Below are 20,648 nucleotides of genomic sequence, written 5' to 3'. Positions count from 1 at the left end.
CTCCGTCATGTCGTGCAGCACCGCGATGGCGCCCCCTCCGTCGAGCGTATGGGCACGACGCGAGGGAGACAGCGCGCAGAGGCATGTCGAGACGAGACCGAGATGAATCGCATACCCGAGCGCGCATATATCCGCGTGCACTGCCCGTCAGGCCGGGTGACCATCCAGCAGCACGGCGGATGCCGCGTCACGAGCCTCGTGCGCAGTCGCCGCACCGCACGCCGCTCGCGCGGCCGCCACGCACTCCTCCATGCTCGCCGTCCGGAGCGCCGCAGCCACTCTGCCCAGCGACCTCGATGTCATGGACACCGTCGTCACGCCGAGCCCGACGAGGACCGGAGCCAGCGCGGGATCGCCACCGGCCTCACCACAGACGCCGACCGGTTTCCGCGCAGCCCGCCCCGCCTCACCGACCATGCCGATGAGCCGCAGCACCGCCGGCTGCCACGGATCGTTCAGGTCGCCGAGTTCGCTGAGCAGTCGGTCGGCGGCCAGGGTGTACTGCGCGAGGTCGTTGGTGCCGAGACTGACGAAGTCGACGATCTCGAACAGTTCGGCGGCCAGCAGCGCGGCCGACGGGGTCTCGATCATGATGCCGACGCGGTCGATTCCGGCAGCGTGGGCGCGGGCGGCGAAGTCGCCGGCTTCTTCCACCGTCGCGACCATCGGCGCCATGACCTCGACCTGAGCGGATTCCGCCGCCGCGGCGAGCGCCAGCGCGCGCAGCTGATCGTCGAGCAACTGCGGGGAGCGGCGCGCGATGCGCAGGCCGCGCACGCCGAGGGCGGGGTTGTCCTCGGCGTCGGAGTTCGCGAACGGCAGCGGCTTGTCGCTGCCGGCGTCGAGCGTGCGCACGACGACCTTGCGGCCGGCGAAGGCGGCGAGCACGCCTCGGTACGCGGCGACCTGCTCGTCGACCGTCGGCGCATCCACACGGTCGAGGAAGCAGAATTCGGTGCGGAACAGACCGACACCCTCGGCACCCGCCGCGGCGGCGGTCTCGGCATCCGCTGCACCGCCGACGTTCGCGAGGAGCGGCACGCGGTGCCCGTCGGCGAGTTCACCCACGCCGTCGAAGGGAACGACGACCGCGTCGGCTCTGGCCTCGGCGATGCGCGACTCCGGCGGATCGACCTCGACCGTGCCTCGATCTCCGTCGACGAGCAGCATGGCCGCATCATCGATGCCGGATGCCCCGATGGCGCCGACGACAGCGGGCAGACCGAGCGAGCGGGCGATGATCGCGGTGTGCGAGGTGGGGCCGCCCTGTTCGGTCACGAGCGCGACGCATGCACCGCCCTCGAGCGCCGCGGTGTCGGCCGGCGCGAGATCCGTCGCGACGAGCACGAACGGCTCGTCGCTCTCGGGGAGACCCGGCAGATCGACCTGGAGGATCTCGGCGATGATCCGGTCGCGCACATCACGGATGTCGGCGGCACGCTCGGCCATCCGACCACCGAGCGCGGTGAGTCCGCGCTCGTGTGCGCCCGCGGTCTCCCAGACGGCGCGGGCGGCGCTCCGACCCTTCGAACGCACGAGCGCAGTCGCCTCAGACACCAGCTCGGGATCAGAGGCCAGTAGTCGCGAGGCGTCGAGGATCGCCCGCGTCTCACCCGTGGCCTGGACCGTGCGCGAGCGGAGCTGGTCAGCGACCGCCACCGATGCCCATTCGATCGCCGAGGCCTCGGCCGCGCGTTCCGCCGTCGGGATGACCTCGGTCGGATCCGGCTCGGGCAGCGCGGGTGCGAGATGCCGGACCGGCGCGACGGCGCGGCCCGGACTCACGCCGCGACCGCGGAGCACCGCGCCCGAGGGGATCGGAGCGGATGCCGCCGGCACGTCGTCGGCGGCATCCGCGACCGAGCCCTCGACCACAGCGCCCACGGGGACCTCCACCGCAGCAGTCCCCTCACCGAAACCGTCGTCGAACAGCGCCGCGAGCCTGTCGAGCGCGGCATCCGCGTCCGCTCCGTGCGCCGACAGTTCGATCTCATCGCCCTGACGAGCGCCGAGCACGAGCAGCCGCGACAGGCTCGCAGCCGATGCTTCGGGGCCGTCCGGCAGTCGGCGAAGCCGCACCTCGGCCCCGGCCGACGCCTCTGCGATCAGCGCGGCCGGTCGCGCGTGGATGCCGAGCGGGTTGCGCACCAGCACGCGGCGGCTGTGCGCCTCGGTGCCGTCGTGCGACACCGGGTCAACATCTGCCGCAGCCGGTTCCGCTCCGAGCTGTCCGGTCTTCGCGCCCAGCGCGGCGGCGGCCTCGGCCCCGACAGCATCGAGCGTTCCACCGGCCGCCGCCGAGACGACGGCGGCCAGCAGCCCCTCGACGAACGGCGCAGGCGCCAGACGCACCGGCACGTCGCTCATGCGCAGCTCGAGCGCGAGTTCGGCGCTCAGCACCGCGGAACCGAGGTCCATCAGCACCAGCACGCCATCGCAGTCGGCGGCGAGGTCGTCGATCGCCGCAGCCACGGCGACCGCATCGGTGCCCAGGATCGGCGTGCCGTCCGGTTCGGTCCCGGCCCCCGCCGCCACCTGCACCCTGACCCCGCCGCCCTGCACCATCTGCAGGGCGAGCTCGAGCGCCGCCTCCCCGAGTCGTGCGCTGTGGGAGACGGCCACGATCCCGATCATCAGGAACTGCCGGCGATGGCGGCCGCGAGTGCGTCGAAGAGCAGTGCGGTCGATGCCGCTCCCGGATCGAGGTGCCCTGCGCTTCGCTCCCCCAAGTAGCTCGCCCGGCCCTTGCGGGCCACCAGCGGCACCGTCGCGTCACGACCGGCCTCGGCGGCATCCGCAGCGCTGCGTGCTGCAGCCGTGAGGTCGGCTCCCCCGGCGATCGCCGCATCGAACGCGTCGACCCCCGGCGCCATCGCGTCGAACATCGTCTTGTCGCCTGCCTCGGCCTTGCCGCGCGCGACGATGCCGTCGAGTCCGGCCCGCAAGGCTGCGGCGAGCCCTGGGGCGTCGAGCTCGGTCACTGCGCCGGCTGTCATCCCCATGCGCAGGAAGAGCGTGCCGTAGAGCGGACCGCTCGCACCGCCGACCGAGCTGACCAGCGTCATGCCGACGCTCTTCAGCAGCTCGTCGACGGTCGCCGGCGCCCCGGCACCCAGCTTCTCCACGACGGCGGTCATGCCGCGAGACATGTTCGAGCCATGGTCGGCGTCGCCGATCGCCGAGTCGAGTTCGGTGAGCCAGTCGCGCTTCTCGGTCACCGCATCGCGGAACCGCGTGATCCAGTCGAGCAGGGTGGTGGTGTCGATCGTCGTCGTCATCGGATCACACGCCCCAACGCAGGCCGGGGGTGTTCACTGGCGCGTCCCACAGGCGCAGCAGCTCGTCATCCACCTTCAGCACCGTGACCGAGCATCCGGCCATGTCGAGGGAGGTGATGTAGTTGCCGACCAGGTTTCGGGCGATCTGCACCCCGGCCGCCTCGAGGAGCGCAGCGACCTCTGCGTACATGAGGTACAGCTCGATCTGCGGCGTCGCGCCCATGCCGTTCAGCATCACGATCGCGGGACCGGCGAAGTCCAGGTCGGCGAGGATCGGCTCGACGAGCTGCCTGGCGATCTCGGACGCCGGGGCCAGCGGCTCGCGGTGACGACCGGGTTCTCCGTGGATGCCGATGCCGATCTCCATCTGGTCGTCCGGGAGGTCGAAGGTGGGCTTGCCCGCCGCCGGCACGGTGCAGCTCGTGAGCGCCATGCCCATCGAGCGGCCCTGACCGTTGACGCGCTTCGCGAGAGCGACGACCGACGCGAGGTCCTGGCCCTCTTCGGCGGCGGCGCCGACGAGCTTCTCCAGCAGCACGGTGAGGCCGACGCCGCGGCGGCCTGCGGTGTAGAGCGAGTCCTGCACGGCGACGTCGTCGTCGACCACGACCGTGCCGACCTCGATACCGTCCATCTCGGCGAGTTCTGCGGCCATCTCGAAGTTGAGCACGTCGCCCGTGTAGTTCTTCACGATGTGCAGCACGCCGGCTCCGCGGTCGACCGCCTTCGTCGCGGCCTGCACGCGGTCGGGCGTCGGCGAGGTGAAGACCTCACCGGCGACGGCCGCGTCGAGCATGCCGGTGCCGACGAACCCGCCGTGCAGCGGCTCGTGGCCGGAGCCACCACCGGAGACGATGGCGACCTTGCCCTGATCCTTGGGCGTGGTGCGCGTGATCACGTGCGTCTCGAGGTCCACCGAGAGTTCTGGATGAGCGAGTGCGACACCGCGCAGCGACTCGACCAGCACGTCTTCCGGGGCATTGATGAGCTTCTTCACCGTGCGATCTCCTTTGACCATCGTTCGCAGAAATCCGAAAGGAATTCGTTAATGTCGAATATGCTCGGACGCAGTCGGGTTGTCAAGGTGCACCTGAGACGCGACGCGATACCGGCTCGACGACGAACCGGAAGAGAGGACGGCCGGATGATCCAGGCCATCGACCGCGCCGCGAAGGTGCTCGAACTGCTGCAGGGTGCGCGCCACCTCGGCATCACCGATCTCGCCTCTGCGCTGAGCCTTCCGCCCTCGACCGTGCACGGCATCGTGAAGTCGCTGCGCGCCCACGGCCTCGTCGCGAAGGAGCGCGGCGGCCAGCGCTACATGCTCGGCCCCACGCTGCTTCGACTCAGCAACGTCTACCTCGACACGCTCGATGTCAGAGCTCGGGCGATGCGCTGGACGCAGGAGCTCGCGCGCCGCACCAGCCTGCCGGTGCGCCTCGGCGCCCCGCACTTCCACGAGGTGCTGGTGATCAACCACGACCTGCGCCCTGACGACAGTCAGCAGATGCTCGAGACGGGCGTCGCGATCCCCGCCCACGCCTCCGCCATGGGCAAGGTACTGCTCGCCTACGACCTGGGTTTCCAGCGCACCGTGTTCGAGCAGCCGCTGCGCAGCCTCACCGGCGACACGATCACGGACATCGCGCGGTTGACGCTCGAGCTCCCTGCGATCGCCGAACGCGGCAGCGCGAGCGAGACGGATGAGGCCGTGCTGGGCGAGTCGTCGATCGCCGCACCGGTCGCGGACGCCTCGAACGACATCGTCGCCGCCGTCGCGGTGGTGATGCCGACGTCGCAGGCTCCGGCGTCCGATGTCGTCCTCAACGCCCTCCGGGAGACCGCACGCAACATCTCACGCGAGCTCGGGGCGACGACGTGGCCCCCGCGCATTGCGTCGGCAGAGGACTGAGCCGGATTTGCTGAATTCTGAACCTGCGACCGGCGGTCAGCGCGACTGCAGCCCGTCGAGGCTCACGCGGAGGATGTCCTCGCCGAGCTCGTCGGGATCGACAGGACCGCCTGGGCGGTACCACTCCACGACGGAGTTGATCATGCCGAAGATCAGCCTGGTCGCGACCGCCGCATCGACGTCGTCACGGATCAGACCCTCGGCCTGGGCCTCGGTGACGATCGCCGTCACCCGCTGATCGAACGCGCGCCGACGGACGAGCGCCGACGCCTCGACGTCGCCGTTGCCCCGCACGCGGAGCAGCAGCGTGACCGACGGCAGCTTCTCGGTGAGCACCCGGACCGCGCCTCGGATGATCGACCGCAGGCGGTCGGCGGCGAGCGGATGCTGCTCGATCGCGTCGTCGACCACGGCCTCGAGCGCGTCCAGCGCGTCGTTCAGCGCGAGTTCGAGGATCGCCGACTTGGACTCGAAGTGGTGATACAGCGCCGACTTGGTGAGTCCGAGGGTCGCGCTCAGGTCGGCGACGCTGGTCGCGTCGTACCCCTGCTCGTTGAACACCTTCACGGCGACCGCGAGCACCTGCTCACGGTCGTAACCGGGCCGACCGCGCTTGGGGGTCGGCGCCTCGAATCCGGGCTGCACCATAGGGGTCAGTCTGTCATTCCCGATGAGTTGCCATTCGCGCGGCGATCTGCAATCGTATTCCTGACCGATCGGTCTGAAATTATCGCCGGCGTTGGCGATCGAGAGGATGACGATGTCCGAGGCCTATCTCGTCGATGGCGTCCGCACCCCCGTCGGCCGCTACGGCGGCGCACTCGCGAGCATCCGCCCCGACGATCTCGCCGCCCTCGTGGTCGGCGCGACCGTCACCAGATCCGCGATCCCGGTCGAGGCGATCGACGAGGTCATCCTCGGCGCGGCGAACCAGGCCGGCGAGGACAACCGCAACGTCGCCCGCATGGCTGTGCTGCTCGCCGGGCTCCCCGACACCGTCCCAGGGCTGACCGTGAACCGTCTCTGCGCCTCCGGCATGTCGGCCATCGCGATCGCCGCGAGCGCAGTGCGCGGCGGCGATGCCGACCTCATCGTCGCCGGCGGTGTCGAATCCATGACGCGCGCGCCCTGGGTGCAGGCGAAGCCCGAGCGGGCCTGGGCCAGACCGGGTGCGGCGTTCGACACGTCGATCGGCTGGCGCTTCACCAACCCCCGGCTGAGCGCTCGCGACAAGGCCACCTTCTCGATGCCGGAGACCGCGGAGGAGGTCGCCCGCCTCGACGGGATCAGCCGCGCTGATGCCGATGCCTTCGCGCTCTCGAGCCATCAGCGCGCCGTGGCTGCGATCGAGGCGGGACGCTTCGCCGCCGAGATCGTCGGCGTCGAGACCGGCCGCGGCATCGTCGACACCGACGAGGGGCCACGGCGGGAGACCTCGCTCGATGCCCTCTCCGCACTGCGCCCCGTCGTCGCCGGCGGCTCGGTCGTCACGGCCGGCAACTCCAGCTCGCTGAACGACGGAGCATCAGCCATCGTCGTCGCGAGCGCCGAGGCGGTCGAGCAGTACGGGCTTCGCCCTCGCGCGCGCATCGTGGCCTCCGCGACCGCCGCCCTCGCCCCGGAGATCATGGGGCTCGGGCCGGTCCCGGCGACGCAGAAGGCCCTCGCGAAGGCCGGACTGCAGATCGGTGACATCAGTGCCGTCGAGCTGAACGAGGCCTTCGCATCGCAGTCGCTCGCCTGCATCCGCCGGCTCGAGCTCGACCCGGCGATCGTGAATGCCGACGGCGGGGCGATCGCCCTGGGCCATCCGCTCGGCTCCAGCGGATCGCGGCTGATCGTCACCCTGCTCGGACGACTGGAGCGTGAAGGCGCGCGATACGGGCTCGCGACCATGTGCGTCGGCGTCGGACAGGGAACCGCGATGATCGTGGAGCGGCTCGGATGACGCTGCGCATCGAGGAGCGCGACGATCGGGTCATCGCCACCCTCGACCGCCCCGAGAAGCGCAATGCGATCGATCAGGACACGATCGACGCCCTGCACGAGCTGTGCACCGAGCTCGAAGCCACCCCGCGCACCCTGATCCTCACCGGCTCCGACGGCGTCTTCGCTGCCGGCGCCGACATCGCCCAGCTCCGCGATCGCACAGCCGACGACGCGAGGAAGGGCATCAACGCGATGGCCTTCATCCGCATCGCCGACCTTCCGATGCCGGTGATCGCGGGGATCGACGGCTACGCACTCGGCGGTGGCGCCGAACTCGCCTATGCGGCCGACATCCGCATCGCAACGCCGTCGCTGCGCATCGGCAACCCCGAGACCGGGCTCGGCATCATGGCTGCGGCCGGCGCGACCTGGCGACTCCCCGAGATCGTCGGCGATGCGCGGGCGAGCGAACTGCTCCTCACCGGGCGGACGCTGGATGCCGACGAGGCACTGCACTGGGGGGTGGTCTCGGCGCTGCATCCGGCCGAGGAACTGCTCGCGGCCGCGCACGGGATCGCCGATCGCATCGCAGCCAACGACCCGCTGGCGACGCAGCACACCAAACGCGCGCTCCGCGCCCCGCGGACTGCGCATCCGGCGATCGAGCTCGAGCTGCAGGCCGAGCTGTTCGAATCACCGGAGAAGCATCGCCGCATGACCGCGTTCCTGGAACGGAAGAGCCGATGAGCGTCGACACCACGAGCACGGGCACCGCGCCAGGTCGCGTCGGCGTGCTCGGCGGTGGGCGCATGGGTGCCGGCATCGCGCACGCCTTCCTGCTGGCGGGGTCGAGCGTCAGCGTCGTCGAGCGCGACGACGCCAGCGCGGATGCCGCATCGCAGCGCGTCGGAGACAGCCTCCGCCGCTCCGTCGAGCGGGATCCAGCCCTCGACGCGACGGAGCTGCACGGCCGCCTCTCGACCGGCACCGACATCGCCGCGTTCGAGCGGTGCGACCTCGTGATCGAGGCAGTGCCGGAGGATCGCGAGCTCAAGGAGCAGGCGCTCGCCCGCGCCGAGGCGGCGATGCCCACGCACGCGACGCTCGCCAGCAACACCTCCTCGATCTCCATCGACGACCTGGCCGCGAACCGGCTGCGCCCCGCCCGGTTCCTCGGGCTGCACTTCTTCAACCCGGTGCCCGCATCGGCGCTGGTCGAGATCGTGCGCGGCACTGCGACCGACTCCGATGTCGTCGCGCGGGCCGGCGGCTGGGTGGCGGCCCTGGGCAAGACGCCGATCGTCGTCAGCGACTCCCCCGGGTTCGCATCGTCGCGGCTCGGGGTCGTGCTCGGCCTGGAGGCGATCCGGATGCTCGAGGAAGGCGTCGCGTCGGCCGCTGACATCGACGCCGCGATGACGCTCGGGTATCGACACCCGATGGGTCCGCTGCGCACCACCGACATCGTCGGCCTCGACGTGCGTCTCGGCATCGCCGAGGAACTGGAGCGCGCCTTCGGCGAGCGCTTCGCACCGCCGGCACTGCTGCGTCGCATGGTCGCCGAGGGAAAGCTGGGCCGCAAGAGCGGCGAAGGGTTCTACACATGGAACGAGGAGCGATGACCGACTACCTGCCGAGCTACGTCCGGGGTGCATGGTGGACGCCCGCCCTTCGACAGGCTCAGGGACCCAACGACGAGAGCCCGTCGAAGGGACCCAACGACGAGAACCTGTCGAAGGGACCCAAGAACGAGAGCCCGAAGGGCACCGCGGTGCGCGATGCCTCCACCGGCGAGATCGTCACGACGGTCTCGACCGAGGGACTCGATCTCGCCGGCGCCCTCGAGTACGCCCGCACGACCGGGCACGCCAGCCTCGCCGCGCTCACCTTCCACCAGCGCGCCGTGCTGCTCAAGCAGTTCGCGCTCGCGCTGACCGAGCGCAAGGACGAGCTCTACGTGCTGTCCGCGCGCACCGGTGCGACGAAGGGCGACTCCTGGGTCGACATCGACGGCGGCATCGGGGTGCTGTTCTCGTACTCCGGCAAGGGCCGGCGAGAGCTGCCGAACAGCACGGTGCACGTCGAGGGTCCGGTCGAGCCGCTGTCGAAGGACGGCTCGTTCCTCGGCCGCCACGTCTACACGACGCTTCCCGGCGTCGCTGTGCAGATCAACGCCTTCAACTTCCCGGTCTGGGGCTCGCTGGAGAAGCTCGCCCCCGCGTTCCTCGCCGGCATGCCGACGCTCGTGAAGCCGGCGACACCGACGGGGTACCTCGCCGAGGCGATGGTGCGCATCCTCGTGGAATCCGGGCTGCTCCCGGAGGGGTCGCTGCAGCTCGTGAGCGGCAGCGTGCCGCACCTGCTCGACCATCTGCGGCTCGGCGACATCGTCGGCTTCACCGGCAGCGCATCGACCGCCGAGAGCCTAAAGGCGCACCCGTCAGTGCAGACCGGCGGCGTACGGTTCACCGCCGAGACCGACTCGATCAACGCCTCGGTGCTCGGCACCGATGCGGTCGAGGGCACGCCCGAGTTCGACGCGTATGTGCGCCAGCTCGTCACCGAGATGACGACGAAGGCCGGCCAGAAGTGCACCGCGATCCGTCGCGCCATCGTCCCCGGCGCCTCGGCGGACGCAGTGATCGCGGCGGTGCAGGCCCGGATCGCCGAGAAGACCGTGCTCGGTGACCCGCGCGCCGACGGCGTGACGATGGGTCCGCTCGCGTCGATCGCGCAGCGCGACGAGGTGCTGCGGCAGGTGCAGAAGCTGCAGGACGCCGGCGGCAGGGTCGTCGTCGGCACGACGGATGCTCCGGACGTGCGCCGCGCTGATGGCACGACCGGCCCGTCCTCCGACGGCGCGTTCGTCTCGCCCGTGCTGCTGCGGTTCGACGACGCACAGGCCGATGCCGCCCACACCGTGGAGGCGTTCGGTCCCGTCTCGTCGCTGCTCACGTACGACACCACGGCAGAGGCGGTCGCGCTCGTCGCTCGTGGCGGCGGTTCACTCGTCACCAGCATCGCGACGCACGATGCGGCGCAGGCTGTGGAGCTCGCCACCGGCATCGCCGCCTTCAACGGCCGGATGCTGCTGCTCGACCGCGACGACGCCCGCTCCTCGACCGGCCACGGCTCGCCGCTGCCGAACCTCGTGCACGGCGGTCCCGGGCGCGCTGGCGGCGGCGAAGAGCTCGGCGGCATCCGCGCGGTGCTTCATCACATGCAGCGCACCGCCGTGCAGGGCTCCCCCGAGATGCTCACAGCGCTGACCGGCGTGTGGCACACGGGGTCCGCAGCGAACAGCGGCGGACGGCATCCGTTCCGCAAGTCGCTCGCGGAGCTGCGGATCGGCGACCAGATCGCCTCGGCGTCGCGCGAGGTCACGCTCGCCGACATCGAGACCTTCGCGCACTTCACCGGCGACACCTTCTACGCGCACATGGACGAGACGGCGGCTGCGGCGAACCCGTTCTTCCCCGGACGCGTGGCACACGGCTACCTGCTCGTCTCGTGGGCGGCCGGCCTCTTCGTCGATCCCGAGCCCGGCCCCGTGCTCGCGAACTCCGGTCTGGAGAACCTGCGATTCATCACCCCGGTCTCCCCCGGCGATGCGATCCGGGTCGAGCTCACCGCGAAGCAGATCACCCCGCGCGAGACCGACGAGTACGGCGAGGTGCGCTGGGACGCCGTGATCCGCAATCAGGACGACGAGCTGGTCGCGACCTATGACGTGCTCACACTGGTGAGCAAGCAGGCGGATGCCGCATGAGGCCGATGATGCAGCGCGACGCAGCCGCGGCGATGCTCGGCCTGCAGGTCGAGGTCGACGCACCGGGCGAGGCGGTCGTCTCGATGACCGTGCGGGAGGACATGCTGAACGGCTTCCTGATCACTCACGGCGGCCTCGTGTTCGCACTCGCCGACACCGCCTTCGCGATCGCCTGCAACGAGGACGAGCGGGTCACGGTCGCCGCCGGCGCCGATATCACCTTCCTGAAGTCGACGAAGGCAGGGCAGACGCTGCGGGCATCCGCCCTCCGGAGGGTCGTGAGCGGTCGCACCGGCCTCTACGACGTGACCGTCACGGACGAGACCGGCGATGTCGTCGCCGAGTTCCGCGGGCGATCGATCACCACCAACCGCACCACGGACTGACCGCATGACGCAGGCACGCACTGCGCGAAGAGGAGAAGCGATGACGACGATGTCCGATGCCCTCGATCCGGAGGAGCGCCTCAGCAGGGACGAGATCGAAGCCCTGCAGCTGGAACGGCTGCAGTGGACCGTGCGCCACGCCTATGCGAACGTGCCGCATTACACTCGCACGCTCGACGACGCCGGAGTCTCGCCCGATGACATCCGCACGCTCGAGGATGTGCAGCGGCTGCCGTTCACGACCAAGGAGGATCTCCGCCGCACCTACCCGTTCGGCATGTTCGCGGTGCCGATGGCGGAGGTCCGCCGCATCCATGCGTCGTCCGGCACGACCGGGCGCCCCACGGTCGTCGGGTACACGCAGACCGACCTCGACAACTGGGCCACGCTCGTGGCGCGGTCGCTGCGCGCCTCCGGCATCCGACCGGGGATGAAGGTGCACAACGCCTACGGCTATGGGCTGTTCACCGGCGGACTCGGCGCGCATGCCGGTATCGAGAAGCTCGGCGCGACCGTCATCCCGATGTCAGGCGGCCAGACCGCCAGGCAGGTGCAGCTGATCCGCGACTTCGAGCCGGACGCGATCCTCTGCACCCCGAGCTACCTGCTGACGATCGCGGATGCGATGGCGGATGCCGGTATCGACCCGACATCCACGTCGCTGAAGGTCGCCGTGCTCGGCGCCGAGCCGTGGACGAATGAGATGCGTGCCGAGCTGGAGCAGCGCCTCGGCATCGACGCGGTCGACATCTACGGACTCAGCGAGGTGATGGGTCCCGGCGTCGGCAACGAGTGCGTCGAGACCAAGGACGGCCCGCACATCTGGGAAGACCACTTCCTGCCCGAGATCGTGGATGCCGATGGCGCCCCGCTGCCCGACGGCGAGACCGGTGAGCTCGTCTTCACCTCGCTCACGAAGCAGGCGTTCCCGGTCATCCGGTATCGCACCAGAGACCTCACGAGGCTGCTGCCGGGGACGGCACGGCCGGGGATGCGTCGGATGGAGAAGATCACCGGGCGCAACGACGACATGATCATCCTCCGCGGCGTGAACATCTTCCCGACCCAGATCGAGGAGCTCGCGCTCGGCATCGAGCAGCTCACGCCCCACTTCGTCATCGAACTGCGCCACGAGGCCCATCTCGATGTCATGACCGTCCGGATCGAGCGGCACCCGCTGCTCGAGCGCGAGGTGTGCGAGGCTGCCGCCCAGGTGCTCGCCCAGCGGATCAAGACGCACATCGGATCGAGCGTCCGGGTGCAGCTCGAGGAACCGGGCGCGCTGCCCCGCAGCGAGGGCAAGTACAAGCGGGTCTACGACCTGCGGTGAGGCCGTGCCCGGTCAGTCGTGGTGCGCTGAGCGTGCGGACGTCGGCGGCGCACCGATCTCTTCGATCCGATGGCCCGTGCACGGTCGGCGGGTGACCGTCGCGACCTGGATCCTGCTGAGGGCGAACCAGCGGATGCCGTCACGGAGCCTGCACCAGGCGACGAGGTACCACTGTCCGCCGGTGAACGCGAAGATCATCGGCTCGACCTCGCGGCGCGTCGACCGGCCCTCTGCGTCGGTGTACGCGAGGTTGACGGTGCGCTGGTCGATGGTGGCCTGCTCGAGCGCGGACATCACTCGTCGTCCGGCAGACGGCGCCACGTCGACCCAGACGCGGTTGGAGAGCTCGGCGGCCTTCCGGCGGGTCACGGGGTCGAGCACATCGAGGACGGTGCGGATCGATGCGCGTGCCGAATCGGCGAACGGAGCCTGCGCAGCCGCGGCGACAGCAGCGTTGAGCGCGACGGCCTGGGCGGCGGTGAGACTCACCGGTGGAAGACGGTGCAGCTCCGTGAGCCCGTAGCCTCCGCCGGGGCCGGTGCGCCCCCACACCGGGAGGCCACCTGCCTCGAGCGCGGAGATGTCGCGTTTGATCGTGCGGATCGTCACCTCGAACTCAGCAGCGAGCTGCTGCGCGGTGCGACCGCGTGTGCCCGCCCGCCGCAACGATTCGGTCATGGCCTGCAATCGCGCAGTTCGATTCACGCTCCCATATTAGTGACGAATATAGTGACATGCCGTTGCCGCCCGTCCACCTGATGATGGACGCATGACGAACGACACAGCCACAGACATCGCCTTCGTCCTCGCGCCCGGCCACTGGCTCGGCGCCTGGGCATGGGACGAGGTCGCCGCCCACCTCCACGATCGCGGTCACCGCGCCTTCCCGGTGACGTTGTCCGGTCTCGATCCGGACGACGTCCAGCGCACGGAGCGGACGCTGGCCGATCAGGTGGAGACGCTCCGCGCAGCCGTGCGCACCGCCCGCGCCGAGGCGTCGACCGTCGCCCTCGTCGTCCACAGCGGTGCGGGGTATCCGTCATCCGTGCTGCTGGACCAAGACCCGACCGTGGTCGATCGCATCATCTACGTCGACAGCGGCCCCACATCGGACGGCTCCGCGTTCGATGCCGCGGTGGCGCCCGAGGTGCAGGAGGTGGCGCTCCCGCCGTTCGATCAGCTGGCGGCGAGTCTCGATGGACTCAGCGCGCAGGCACTCGAACGGCTCCGTCGACGCGCAGTGCCGATGCCTGCGCGCGTGATGCGCGAACAGGTCCGGTTGCGGAATGATGCTCGCCGCGACGTGCCGACGACGATCATCGCCTGCTCGTTCCCCGCGGCCCTGGTGCTGCAGCTGGCGCAGGACGGTGATCCGATGATGGCCGAGGTCGCTCATCTCCGCGAGCTGGAACTCGTGGATCTGCCGACCGGGCACTGGCCGATGTGGAGCCGTCCGGAAGACCTCGCCGCTGCGATCGCTGCAGCTGTCGAGGTCAGCCCCGCACCGCGAGCGTGAACGGCAGCACGTCGCTCGCGCCAGCGCGCCGGATCACGCGCGCCGCGACGGTCAGCGTCCAGCGGCTGTCGGCCAGGTCGTCGACGAGCAGGACAGGCCCGTCGGGAACGTCGAGGTGCTCGGCCGTCAGACGACCCCACAGCCCGGCGAGCCGGAAGACGCTGTTGCCGCCGGGCTGACCGCTCGGGCCGCCGTCGACGGGCGCGAGCGCGCCGAGGTACGGCAGCCGCCCGACCTCGGCGAGCCCACGCGCGAGCGAGTCGACCAGCAGCGGATGCGACCGTGACGGCATCGCGATCACGGCCACCGGCCGCTGATCCCACTTCCATCCGGCGAGCACACGGATGCACGCGCCGAGCAGCTGCGGCGACACGGGAGCATCCGCAGCGCCGGCGGCGAAGATCTCACGCAGCGCGCCACCCCACCCGAGGTCGGTGAGCCGCGCGAGCGCTCTGCCCTCGCTCGCCTGCTCCTCAGCAGCGATGCGACCCCGCACCGGCACGTCGAGCCGATCGGCCCCGGTCGGCCACGCGCGACGCGGCTCGATCGGGACTCCGACACGGTCGAGCGACTCCGATGCCTGGGTGGTCGCAGCCTCGCCGATCTCACGGGGGAACCAGCCGCCCGCGCAGTTGTCGCAGCGACCGCACGGGGCCGCCGTCTCGTCGTCGAGGGAACGCTGCAGGAACTCCATCCGGCATCCCTCGGTCTGCTCGTAGTCGAGCATGTGCTGCTGCTCGGCGACCCGCTCGGCCGCGATGCGCTCATAGCGCTCGGCATCGTAGATCCAGGGGTCGCCGGTCGCGACCCAGCCGCCCTGCACGCGCCGAACGGCGCCGTCGACGTCAAGCACCTTCAGCAGCAGTTCGAGCGGCGTGCGGCGGATGTCGACCATCGCCTCGAGCGCGGGAGTCGAGATCGGCGCATCGCCCAGCGCCGCGATCACCCGTTCGGCACGATCGCGGTCGGGCATCGACGCGGTCGCGAAGTAGTGCCAGATGTCGCGATCCTCGACGCCGGGAAGCAGGAGCACGTCGGCGCTCTCGCTCGCACGGCCGGCGCGGCCGACCTGCTGGTAGTAGGCGACGGGAGACGAAGGAGCCCCGAGGTGCAGCACGAAGCCGAGGTCGGGTTTGTCGAATCCCATGCCGAGCGCACTGGTCGCGACGAGCGCCTTCACCTCGTTGCGCTTCAGCATCCCCTCGGACTCTTCGCGCTCATCGGTGTCGGTCTGCCCCGTGTACGCACGCACGTCGTGACCGTGCTCGCGCAGCAGCCGTGCGGTGTCGACGGCGGCAGCGACCGTGAGGGTGTAGATGATGCCGGAACCGGGCAGATCGTCGATGTGGCTGAGCAACCAGGCCAGACGGCTCGCCGAATCACGCAGCCGCAGCACCCCCATGCGCAGCGAGGTGCGGGCGAGGGGCCCGCGGATGGTGAGCACCGGAGCGACATCGTCACCCGCATTCTCGGTGAGACTGCCCAGCTGCTCTGCGACGTCGGCGACGACTCGACTGTTCGCGGTCGCCGTGGTCGCGAGGACCGGCACATCGGCCGGCATCTGCGCGATGAGGTCGCGCAGTCGTCGGTAGTCGGGGCGGAAGTCGTGCCCCCAGTCGCTGATGCAGTGCGCCTCGTCGACGACCAGCATGCCGATGCGGCGGACCAGCGTCGGCAGCTGCGCTTCGCGGAACGAGGGGTTGTTCAGCCGCTCCGGCGAGACCAGGAGCACATCGACCTCGTCACGATCCAGCTTCGCGAGCACATCGGACCACTCGTGCGCATTCGTGGAGTTGATCGCCACCGCACGGACACCGGCGCGCTCGGCCGCGGCGATCTGATCGCGCATGAGCGCCAGCAGCGGTGAGACGAGCACGGTCGGTCCTGCGCCCTGGCGACGCAGCAGCAGCGTGGCGACGAAGTACACCGCCGACTTGCCCCATCCGGTGCGCTGCACGACGAGCGCCCTGCGCCGCCCGGCGACCAGCGCCTCGATCGCCTCGTACTGCCCGTCGTGGAAATCGACGTCTGGACGGCCGACGAGTTCGCGCAGCGCCGAGAGCGCGGCCTCACGGGTGTCGGTGGATGCGATGGAGGCCATGTCCCCACTCTGCCTCACACCGCCGACATGCGCGTGCGGTCGTCTAGCGTGGAGACGTGATCACCCGAGAACTGGCCGTGTCCCTGCGCGATGCCGGTCTGGTGTGGCACCCGGCCGAGGGCGACCGCTTCCAACTCGATCTGCCGGACGACGTCGAGCTCGAAGCCGAGGCCGACGTCTTCACGGTCAGCGAGATGACCATCGAGGCGCGGCAGACCCCGAGCGGCACCGATCTCGCCTTCAACGGGACGACCGAGTGGGCACTCGACGCGGTCACGCTCGCCGACGCCGTGTGGCTCCCGCGGGAGGATCAGCTCCGCGAGCTCCTGCGGGGCACGTTCCGCAGCCTGGTCCGGTTGCCCGACGCGTTCCTCGTGGAGATCGAACTCGCCGGCGAGACGCTGCGATTCGAGCATCCCGATCCCTCCGAGGCTTACGGGCAGGCGCTGCTCGAGCTGGTCTCGCGCTCGCGCTGAGCCGCCCGCCTTGCGTGCTGCGGATCGTCGTGTCAGAATTACCTAACGACCGGTCAGTAAAGATCGGATGACGAGGAGTCGATGATGACCAGCCCCGCAGACCTCAGCCTCGTGGAGGGCGAGATCTCCGAAGACGAGCGCATGTTCGACGAGCTCATCGCGAACGAACAGCGCATCGAGCCCCGCGATTGGATGCCCGACGCCTACCGCAAGACGCTGATCCGCCAGATCTCGCAGCACGCGCACTCCGAGATCATCGGGATGCAGCCGGAGGGCAACTGGATCACGCGGGCACCCAGCCTCAAGCGCAAGGCGATCCTGATGGCGAAGGTGCAGGACGAGGCCGGCCACGGGCTCTACCTCTACTCCGCTGCGCAGACGCTCGGGATCACTCGCGACGAGATGATGGACCAGCTCATCAGCGGCAAGGCCAAGTACTCGTCGATCTTCAACTACCCCACCCCGACCTGGGCGGACATGGGCGCGATCGGCTGGCTCGTCGACGGCGCGGCGATCGTCAACCAGGTGCCGCTGTGCCGGGCGTCGTACGGGCCGTACGGCCGCGCCATGGTGCGGGTCTGCAAAGAGGAATCGTTCCATCAGCGTCAGGGGTTCGAGATCCTGCTCAGCCTCATGCAGGGCTCCGATGAGCAGCGGCAGATGGCGCAGGATGCGGTGAACCGCTGGTACTGGCCGAGCCTGGCGATGTTCGGGCCACCGGACGAGCAGTCGCCGAACTCGGCACAGTCGATGAAGTGGAAGATCAAGCGGTTCTCGAACGACGACCTGCGCCAGCGCTTCGTCGGCATGCTGGTACCCCAGGCCGAGATCCTCGGGGTCACGTTGCCCGACCCCGACCTGCGACTCGACGAGGAGACCGACCGGTACGTGATCGGCGAGATCGACTGGGACGAGTTCTTCGAGGTGCTGCGCGGGAACGGGCCGTGCAACGCCGAACGCCTGGAGCGCCGCCGCACGGCACACGAGAACGGCGCCTGGGTGCGCGAGGCCGCGGCCGAGTACGCCCGTAAGCAGGCGCGCGCCTGGGACCCTGAGCCTGCCGAGACCGCTGGGTCCCTGAGCCTGTCGAAGGGCGCGTGATGGCGACGCCAGGAGCCAGCGAGCGCGAACCATGGCCGCTGTGGGAGGTCTTCGTCCGAGCGAACCGCGGACTCAGCCACGTGCATGTCGGCTCCCTGCACGCGCCGGATGCCGAGATGGCGATCCGCAACGCCCGCGATCTCTACACACGCCGCGGCGAAGGCGTCTCGATCTGGGTCGCGCCGGCCGAGGCGATCACCACGAGCGACCCCGATGCGAAGGGCGCGTACTTCGAGAGCCCTGCGGGCAAGAACTACCGGCACGCCGTGTACTACACGGCATCCGAGGGGGTGCCGCACCTGTGACCCTTCGACAGGCTCAGGGACCCAAGGATGGAGCCATGGAGGGAGCCGACGTCCACGGCGATGTCTCGGTCGACGCCCTCACCCTCGCGCAGGAGCTGTCCGGCACCGGTGCCGTCGCGGCATCCGCTGACATCGCCGAGTACGCCCTCCGCCTCGGCGACGACGCGCTCATCCTCTCGCAGCAGCTGGGGGCCTGGATCTCGAACGCTCCCGAGCTGGAGGAAGACGTCGCGCTCGGCAACATCGCCCTCGACCTGCTCGGCCACGCCCGGTCGTTCCTGCACTACGCGGGATCGTTCGACGGGCGCAGCGAAGACGACCTCGCCTTCTTCCGCGACGAACCGGAGTTCCGGTGCGCCTGGATCGTGCAGCAGCCCAACGGCGATTTCGCGCAGACGATCGCCCGGCAGTTCGTCGTCGCAACCTTCATGTTCGAGCTGTACTCCGCGCTGCGGACGAGCAGCGATGAGACCTTCGCCGCGATCGCCGAGAAGTCGTTGAAAGAGGTCGACTACCACCGGGATCACGCGGTCCAGTGGATGCTGCGCCTCGCCGGCGGCACGGAGGAGTCGCGCACCCGGATCATCCGAGCCATCGGCGATGTCTGGCCGTACGTCGACGAGCTGTTCCGCGACGACGACCTGATCGAGCGGCTCGGGGATGCCGCAGCGCGCCCGTCGACGCTGCGCCCCGGATTCGACGCAGTGGTCGAGACGGTGTTCGCGCAGGCTGAGCTGGACGACGTGCTCGGGTCCCTGATTCTGGCGAAGGGCGCCGCGTCGTCGGCCGGCGGACGACAGGGGAAGCACGCGACCCCGCTCGGCCACATCCTCGCCGAGATGCAGGTGCTCGCGAGACGGCATCCGGGGGCATCATGGTGACCCTCCGACACGCGCAGGAACGCATCGACGCCGATGCCTGGCGCATCGCCGCCGCCGTGCCCGACCCTGAGGTGCCGGTGCTCACGATCGAGGATCTGGGGGTGCTCCGAGCAGTCGACGTCGACGGCTCGCGGGTGCGCGTCGACATCACGCCGACCTACAGCGGCTGCCCGGCGATGGATGCGATCCGTGACGACGTGATCCTCGCGCTCACGGCGGCGGGCTACGACGAGGTCGAGGTGCGCCTGGTCCTCTCCCCCGCGTGGACGACGGACTGGATGACGGATGCCGGCAGGACCAAGCTCGAGGAGTACGGCATCGCGCCGCCGTCCGGCCGGGCCGCGCTCGGGTCCGGGCCCATCCGACTGACGTTGAGCGTGCGCTGCCCGCGCTGCGGATCGCTCGACACCCACGAGGTCTCGCACTTCGGCTCCACCTCGTGCAAGGCGCTGTTCGAGTGCCGCGCGTGCCTCGAGCCCTTCGACCACTTCAAGGTGCATTGACATGTCGCTGTTCACGTCTGCTCCGGCATCCGCCCCGATCGCTCCGTCCCGCCGGGTTCCGGCACCCCGCGCACGCGCGCGGTTCCACACGCTCACGGTCGAGGACGTGCGCCCGCTGACCGATGACGCGGTCGAGGTCACGTTCACCGTGCCGGCATCCCTCGCCGACGAATACGACCACCTCCCAGGGCAGTACGTGGCACTGCGGATGACACTCGGCGGCGTCGAGGTCCGTCGCTCCTACTCGCTGTGCCGCGCGCCGGAGCATCGGGACGAAGGGCAGGACACCAGGCTGAGCGTCGCCGTGAAACGCGATGAGGGCGGGCTGTTCTCGACGTGGGCGCAGACCGGCCTGCATCCGGGATTCGAGATCGACGTGATGAGCCCGCAGGGCACGTTCACCTCCGGGCTCGACGACCTCGACCACCGGCACGTCGTCGGCATCGCGGCAGGCTCCGGCATCACTCCGCTGATGTCGCTCGCCCACACCGTGCTGACCGGGTCTGACACCTCGCGGTTCACGCTGCTCTACACGAATCGCGCGACGCTCGACGTGATGTTCCTCGAAGACCTCGCAGACCTGAAGGACCGCTATCCGACGCGGCTCGTGCTGCACCATGTGCTCTCGCGCGAGCAGCGTGCGGCACCCGTGCTCTCCGGACGCATCGACGAGCAGAAGCTGCGCACGATCCTCGGCTCACTCATCCCGCCGCAGACGGTCGACGAGTGGTTCCTGTGCGGACCGCTCGCGCTCGTCGACCTGTGCCGCGAGGTGCTCGCCGACCTGGGCGTCGACCGTTCGCATATCCGCTTCGAGCTGTTCACGACCGGCGACGAGCCAGCTCGCGCCGCACGTCCGGTGCAGGTACGCGCCGGGCAGAAGACCGTGCGCATCGAGGTCACGCTCGACGGCGTCTCCTCGACCGTGGAGAGCCCGGTCGACGCGCACGAATCGGTGCTCAACGCCGCGCTGCGCGTGCGCCCCGACGCACCGTTCGCCTGTGCCGGCGGCGTCTGCGGCACCTGCCGAGCGCGGGTGCTGGAGGGCAGCGTGACGATGACCGAGAACTACGCCCTGGAGCCGGATGAGTTGGAACGCGGCTTCGTGCTCACCTGCCAGTCCCACCCGACGAGCGACCGTGTGGTCCCTTATACACATCC

20 protein-coding genes and 1 pseudogene are annotated in these 20,648 nt (G+C 70.0%); 14 read left to right on the top strand and 7 right to left on the bottom strand.

Translation table 11 applies throughout. From position 1 onward, the window contains the following. Positions 1-147 precede the first annotated feature (147 nt). The 4 genes and pseudogenes from ptsP to dhaK all read right to left on the bottom strand — a co-directional run bounded on the left by ptsP (position 148) and on the right by dhaK (position 4,275). A complete protein-coding gene (ptsP, locus tag RS83_RS00975) occupies positions 148-1,803 on the bottom strand; it encodes a phosphoenolpyruvate--protein phosphotransferase (protein WP_419760962.1) in 1,656 nt (551 codons plus the stop codon). A gap of 132 nt (positions 1,804-1,935) precedes the next feature. Then, positions 1,936-2,634 (bottom strand): annotated as a pseudogene (locus RS83_RS19230) (HPr family phosphocarrier protein); the annotation flags it as partial. Beyond that, a complete protein-coding gene (gene dhaL, locus RS83_RS00970) occupies positions 2,634-3,278 on the bottom strand; it encodes a dihydroxyacetone kinase subunit DhaL (RefSeq protein WP_045277634.1) in 645 nt (214 codons plus the stop codon). The pseudogene RS83_RS19230 and the gene dhaL, both read right to left, overlap by 1 nt. Positions 3,279-3,282: 4 nt before the next feature. Then, a complete protein-coding gene (dhaK, locus tag RS83_RS00965) occupies positions 3,283-4,275 on the bottom strand; it encodes a dihydroxyacetone kinase subunit DhaK (RefSeq protein WP_045277665.1) in 993 nt (330 codons plus the stop codon). 147 nt (positions 4,276-4,422) lie between these two features. Here dhaK and RS83_RS00960 point away from each other — a divergent pair, with 147 nt between their 5' ends. Then, positions 4,423-5,190, top strand: coding sequence for an IclR family transcriptional regulator (locus tag RS83_RS00960; RefSeq protein ID WP_045277633.1), 768 nt, complete (start codon positions 4,423-4,425; stop codon positions 5,188-5,190). A 36-nt stretch (positions 5,191-5,226) separates the two neighbouring features. Here the strand turns inward: RS83_RS00960 and RS83_RS00955 are convergent, their stop codons facing one another. Next, entirely contained in the window at positions 5,227-5,838 is a 612-nt protein-coding gene (locus tag RS83_RS00955; RefSeq protein WP_045277632.1) for a TetR/AcrR family transcriptional regulator, read from the bottom strand. A gap of 112 nt (positions 5,839-5,950) precedes the next feature. On the opposite strand from RS83_RS00955, the gene RS83_RS00950 reads away from it, so the two are divergent. The 6 genes from RS83_RS00950 to paaK are packed head-to-tail and all read left to right on the top strand — an operon-like array spanning position 5,951 to position 12,604. After that, positions 5,951-7,138 (top strand): thiolase family protein, encoded by a 1,188-nt coding sequence (locus RS83_RS00950; RefSeq protein ID WP_156153074.1) that lies wholly within the window; start codon positions 5,951-5,953, stop codon positions 7,136-7,138. Beyond that, a complete protein-coding gene (locus RS83_RS00945; protein ID WP_045277630.1) occupies positions 7,135-7,866 on the top strand; it encodes an enoyl-CoA hydratase/isomerase family protein in 732 nt (243 codons plus the stop codon). Before RS83_RS00950 ends, RS83_RS00945 begins: the two co-directional genes overlap by 4 nt. Next, positions 7,863-8,741 carry a 3-hydroxyacyl-CoA dehydrogenase family protein gene (locus tag RS83_RS00940; RefSeq protein ID WP_045277629.1) on the top strand — a complete coding sequence of 293 codons (879 nt, stop codon included), beginning with the start codon at positions 7,863-7,865 and terminating at the stop codon, positions 8,739-8,741. Before RS83_RS00945 ends, RS83_RS00940 begins: the two co-directional genes overlap by 4 nt. Continuing rightward, entirely contained in the window at positions 8,738-10,888 is a 2,151-nt protein-coding gene (gene paaZ, locus RS83_RS00935) for a phenylacetic acid degradation bifunctional protein PaaZ (RefSeq protein WP_045277628.1), read from the top strand. Before RS83_RS00940 ends, paaZ begins: the two co-directional genes overlap by 4 nt. Beyond that, complete coding sequence (paaI, locus tag RS83_RS00930) at positions 10,885-11,274, top strand: hydroxyphenylacetyl-CoA thioesterase PaaI (RefSeq protein WP_045277627.1); 390 nt, start codon at positions 10,885-10,887, stop codon at positions 11,272-11,274. Before paaZ ends, paaI begins: the two co-directional genes overlap by 4 nt. Positions 11,275-11,314: 40 nt before the next feature. Next, complete coding sequence (gene paaK, locus RS83_RS00925; protein WP_230115581.1) at positions 11,315-12,604, top strand: phenylacetate--CoA ligase PaaK; 1,290 nt, start codon at positions 11,315-11,317, stop codon at positions 12,602-12,604. A gap of 12 nt (positions 12,605-12,616) precedes the next feature. Here paaK and RS83_RS00920 read toward each other — a convergent pair whose 3' ends face one another. After that, the gene (locus tag RS83_RS00920; RefSeq protein ID WP_045277625.1) at positions 12,617-13,309 is read right to left on the bottom strand and encodes a helix-turn-helix transcriptional regulator; all 693 of its coding nucleotides are present in this window, start codon (positions 13,307-13,309) and stop codon (positions 12,617-12,619) included. 64 nt (positions 13,310-13,373) lie between these two features. Here RS83_RS00920 and RS83_RS00915 point away from each other — a divergent pair, with 64 nt between their 5' ends. After that, positions 13,374-14,120, top strand: coding sequence for an alpha/beta fold hydrolase (locus tag RS83_RS00915; RefSeq protein WP_045277624.1), 747 nt, complete (start codon positions 13,374-13,376; stop codon positions 14,118-14,120). Here RS83_RS00915 and RS83_RS00910 read toward each other — a convergent pair. Beyond that, positions 14,098-16,221 (bottom strand): RecQ family ATP-dependent DNA helicase, encoded by a 2,124-nt coding sequence (locus RS83_RS00910; RefSeq protein ID WP_045277623.1) that lies wholly within the window; start codon positions 16,219-16,221, stop codon positions 14,098-14,100. The genes RS83_RS00915 and RS83_RS00910 overlap by 23 nt on opposite strands. A 56-nt stretch (positions 16,222-16,277) precedes the next feature. Here RS83_RS00910 and RS83_RS00905 point away from each other — a divergent pair, with 56 nt between their 5' ends. The 6 genes from RS83_RS00905 to paaE all read left to right on the top strand — a co-directional run. Next, a complete protein-coding gene (locus RS83_RS00905) occupies positions 16,278-16,697 on the top strand; it encodes a pilus assembly protein CpaE (protein WP_045277622.1) in 420 nt (139 codons plus the stop codon). An 84-nt stretch (positions 16,698-16,781) separates the two neighbouring features. After that, complete coding sequence (gene paaA, locus RS83_RS00900; RefSeq protein WP_045277664.1) at positions 16,782-17,798, top strand: 1,2-phenylacetyl-CoA epoxidase subunit PaaA; 1,017 nt, start codon at positions 16,782-16,784, stop codon at positions 17,796-17,798. Next, positions 17,798-18,103 carry a 1,2-phenylacetyl-CoA epoxidase subunit PaaB gene (gene paaB / locus RS83_RS00895; RefSeq protein WP_045277621.1) on the top strand — a complete coding sequence of 102 codons (306 nt, stop codon included), beginning with the start codon at positions 17,798-17,800 and terminating at the stop codon, positions 18,101-18,103. Before paaA ends, paaB begins: the two co-directional genes overlap by 1 nt. A 35-nt stretch (positions 18,104-18,138) precedes the next feature. Further along, on the top strand, positions 18,139-18,984 hold the full coding sequence (gene paaC / locus RS83_RS00890) for a 1,2-phenylacetyl-CoA epoxidase subunit PaaC (RefSeq protein ID WP_045277620.1): 846 nt from the start codon (positions 18,139-18,141) through the stop codon (positions 18,982-18,984). Next, positions 18,978-19,487, top strand: coding sequence for a 1,2-phenylacetyl-CoA epoxidase subunit PaaD (gene paaD, locus RS83_RS00885; RefSeq protein ID WP_045277619.1), 510 nt, complete (start codon positions 18,978-18,980; stop codon positions 19,485-19,487). The genes paaC and paaD overlap by 7 nt, the downstream gene beginning before the upstream one ends. Before the next feature lies 1 nt (position 19,488). Further along, positions 19,489-20,648: 1,2-phenylacetyl-CoA epoxidase subunit PaaE (paaE, locus tag RS83_RS00880; protein ID WP_045277618.1), on the top strand; the 1,160-nt coding region annotated here is incomplete at its 3' end.

The sequence above is a fragment of the Microbacterium oxydans genome, assembly GCF_000956525.1.
GTDB lineage: Bacteria > Actinomycetota > Actinomycetes > Actinomycetales > Microbacteriaceae > Microbacterium > Microbacterium oxydans_A.
This window is presented reverse-complemented; position numbering and strand designations above follow the sequence as displayed.

Bases quoted from the DNA above. Each gene is read 5' to 3' on its own strand.
- dhaL (WP_045277634.1), bottom strand. From the start codon at position 3,278: ATGACGACGACGATCGACACCACCACCCTGCTCGACTGGATCACGCGG.
- RS83_RS00960 (WP_045277633.1), top strand. From the start codon at position 4,423: ATGATCCAGGCCATCGACCGCGCCGCGAAGGTGCTCGAACTGCTGCAG.
- RS83_RS00955 (WP_045277632.1), bottom strand. From the start codon at position 5,838: ATGGTGCAGCCCGGATTCGAGGCGCCGACCCCCAAGCGCGGTCGGCCC.
- RS83_RS00950 (WP_156153074.1), top strand. From the start codon at position 5,951: ATGTCCGAGGCCTATCTCGTCGATGGCGTCCGCACCCCCGTCGGCCGC.
- RS83_RS00945 (WP_045277630.1), top strand. From the start codon at position 7,135: ATGACGCTGCGCATCGAGGAGCGCGACGATCGGGTCATCGCCACCCTC.
- RS83_RS00940 (WP_045277629.1), top strand. From the start codon at position 7,863: ATGAGCGTCGACACCACGAGCACGGGCACCGCGCCAGGTCGCGTCGGC.
- paaZ (WP_045277628.1), top strand. From the start codon at position 8,738: ATGACCGACTACCTGCCGAGCTACGTCCGGGGTGCATGGTGGACGCCC.
- paaI (WP_045277627.1), top strand. From the start codon at position 10,885: ATGAGGCCGATGATGCAGCGCGACGCAGCCGCGGCGATGCTCGGCCTG.
- paaK (WP_230115581.1), top strand. From the start codon at position 11,315: ATGACGACGATGTCCGATGCCCTCGATCCGGAGGAGCGCCTCAGCAGG.
- RS83_RS00915 (WP_045277624.1), top strand. From the start codon at position 13,374: ATGACGAACGACACAGCCACAGACATCGCCTTCGTCCTCGCGCCCGGC.
- RS83_RS00910 (WP_045277623.1), bottom strand. From the start codon at position 16,221: ATGGCCTCCATCGCATCCACCGACACCCGTGAGGCCGCGCTCTCGGCG.
- paaA (WP_045277664.1), top strand. From the start codon at position 16,782: ATGACCAGCCCCGCAGACCTCAGCCTCGTGGAGGGCGAGATCTCCGAA.
- paaB (WP_045277621.1), top strand. From the start codon at position 17,798: ATGGCGACGCCAGGAGCCAGCGAGCGCGAACCATGGCCGCTGTGGGAG.
- paaC (WP_045277620.1), top strand. From the start codon at position 18,139: ATGGAGGGAGCCGACGTCCACGGCGATGTCTCGGTCGACGCCCTCACC.
- paaD (WP_045277619.1), top strand. From the start codon at position 18,978: ATGGTGACCCTCCGACACGCGCAGGAACGCATCGACGCCGATGCCTGG.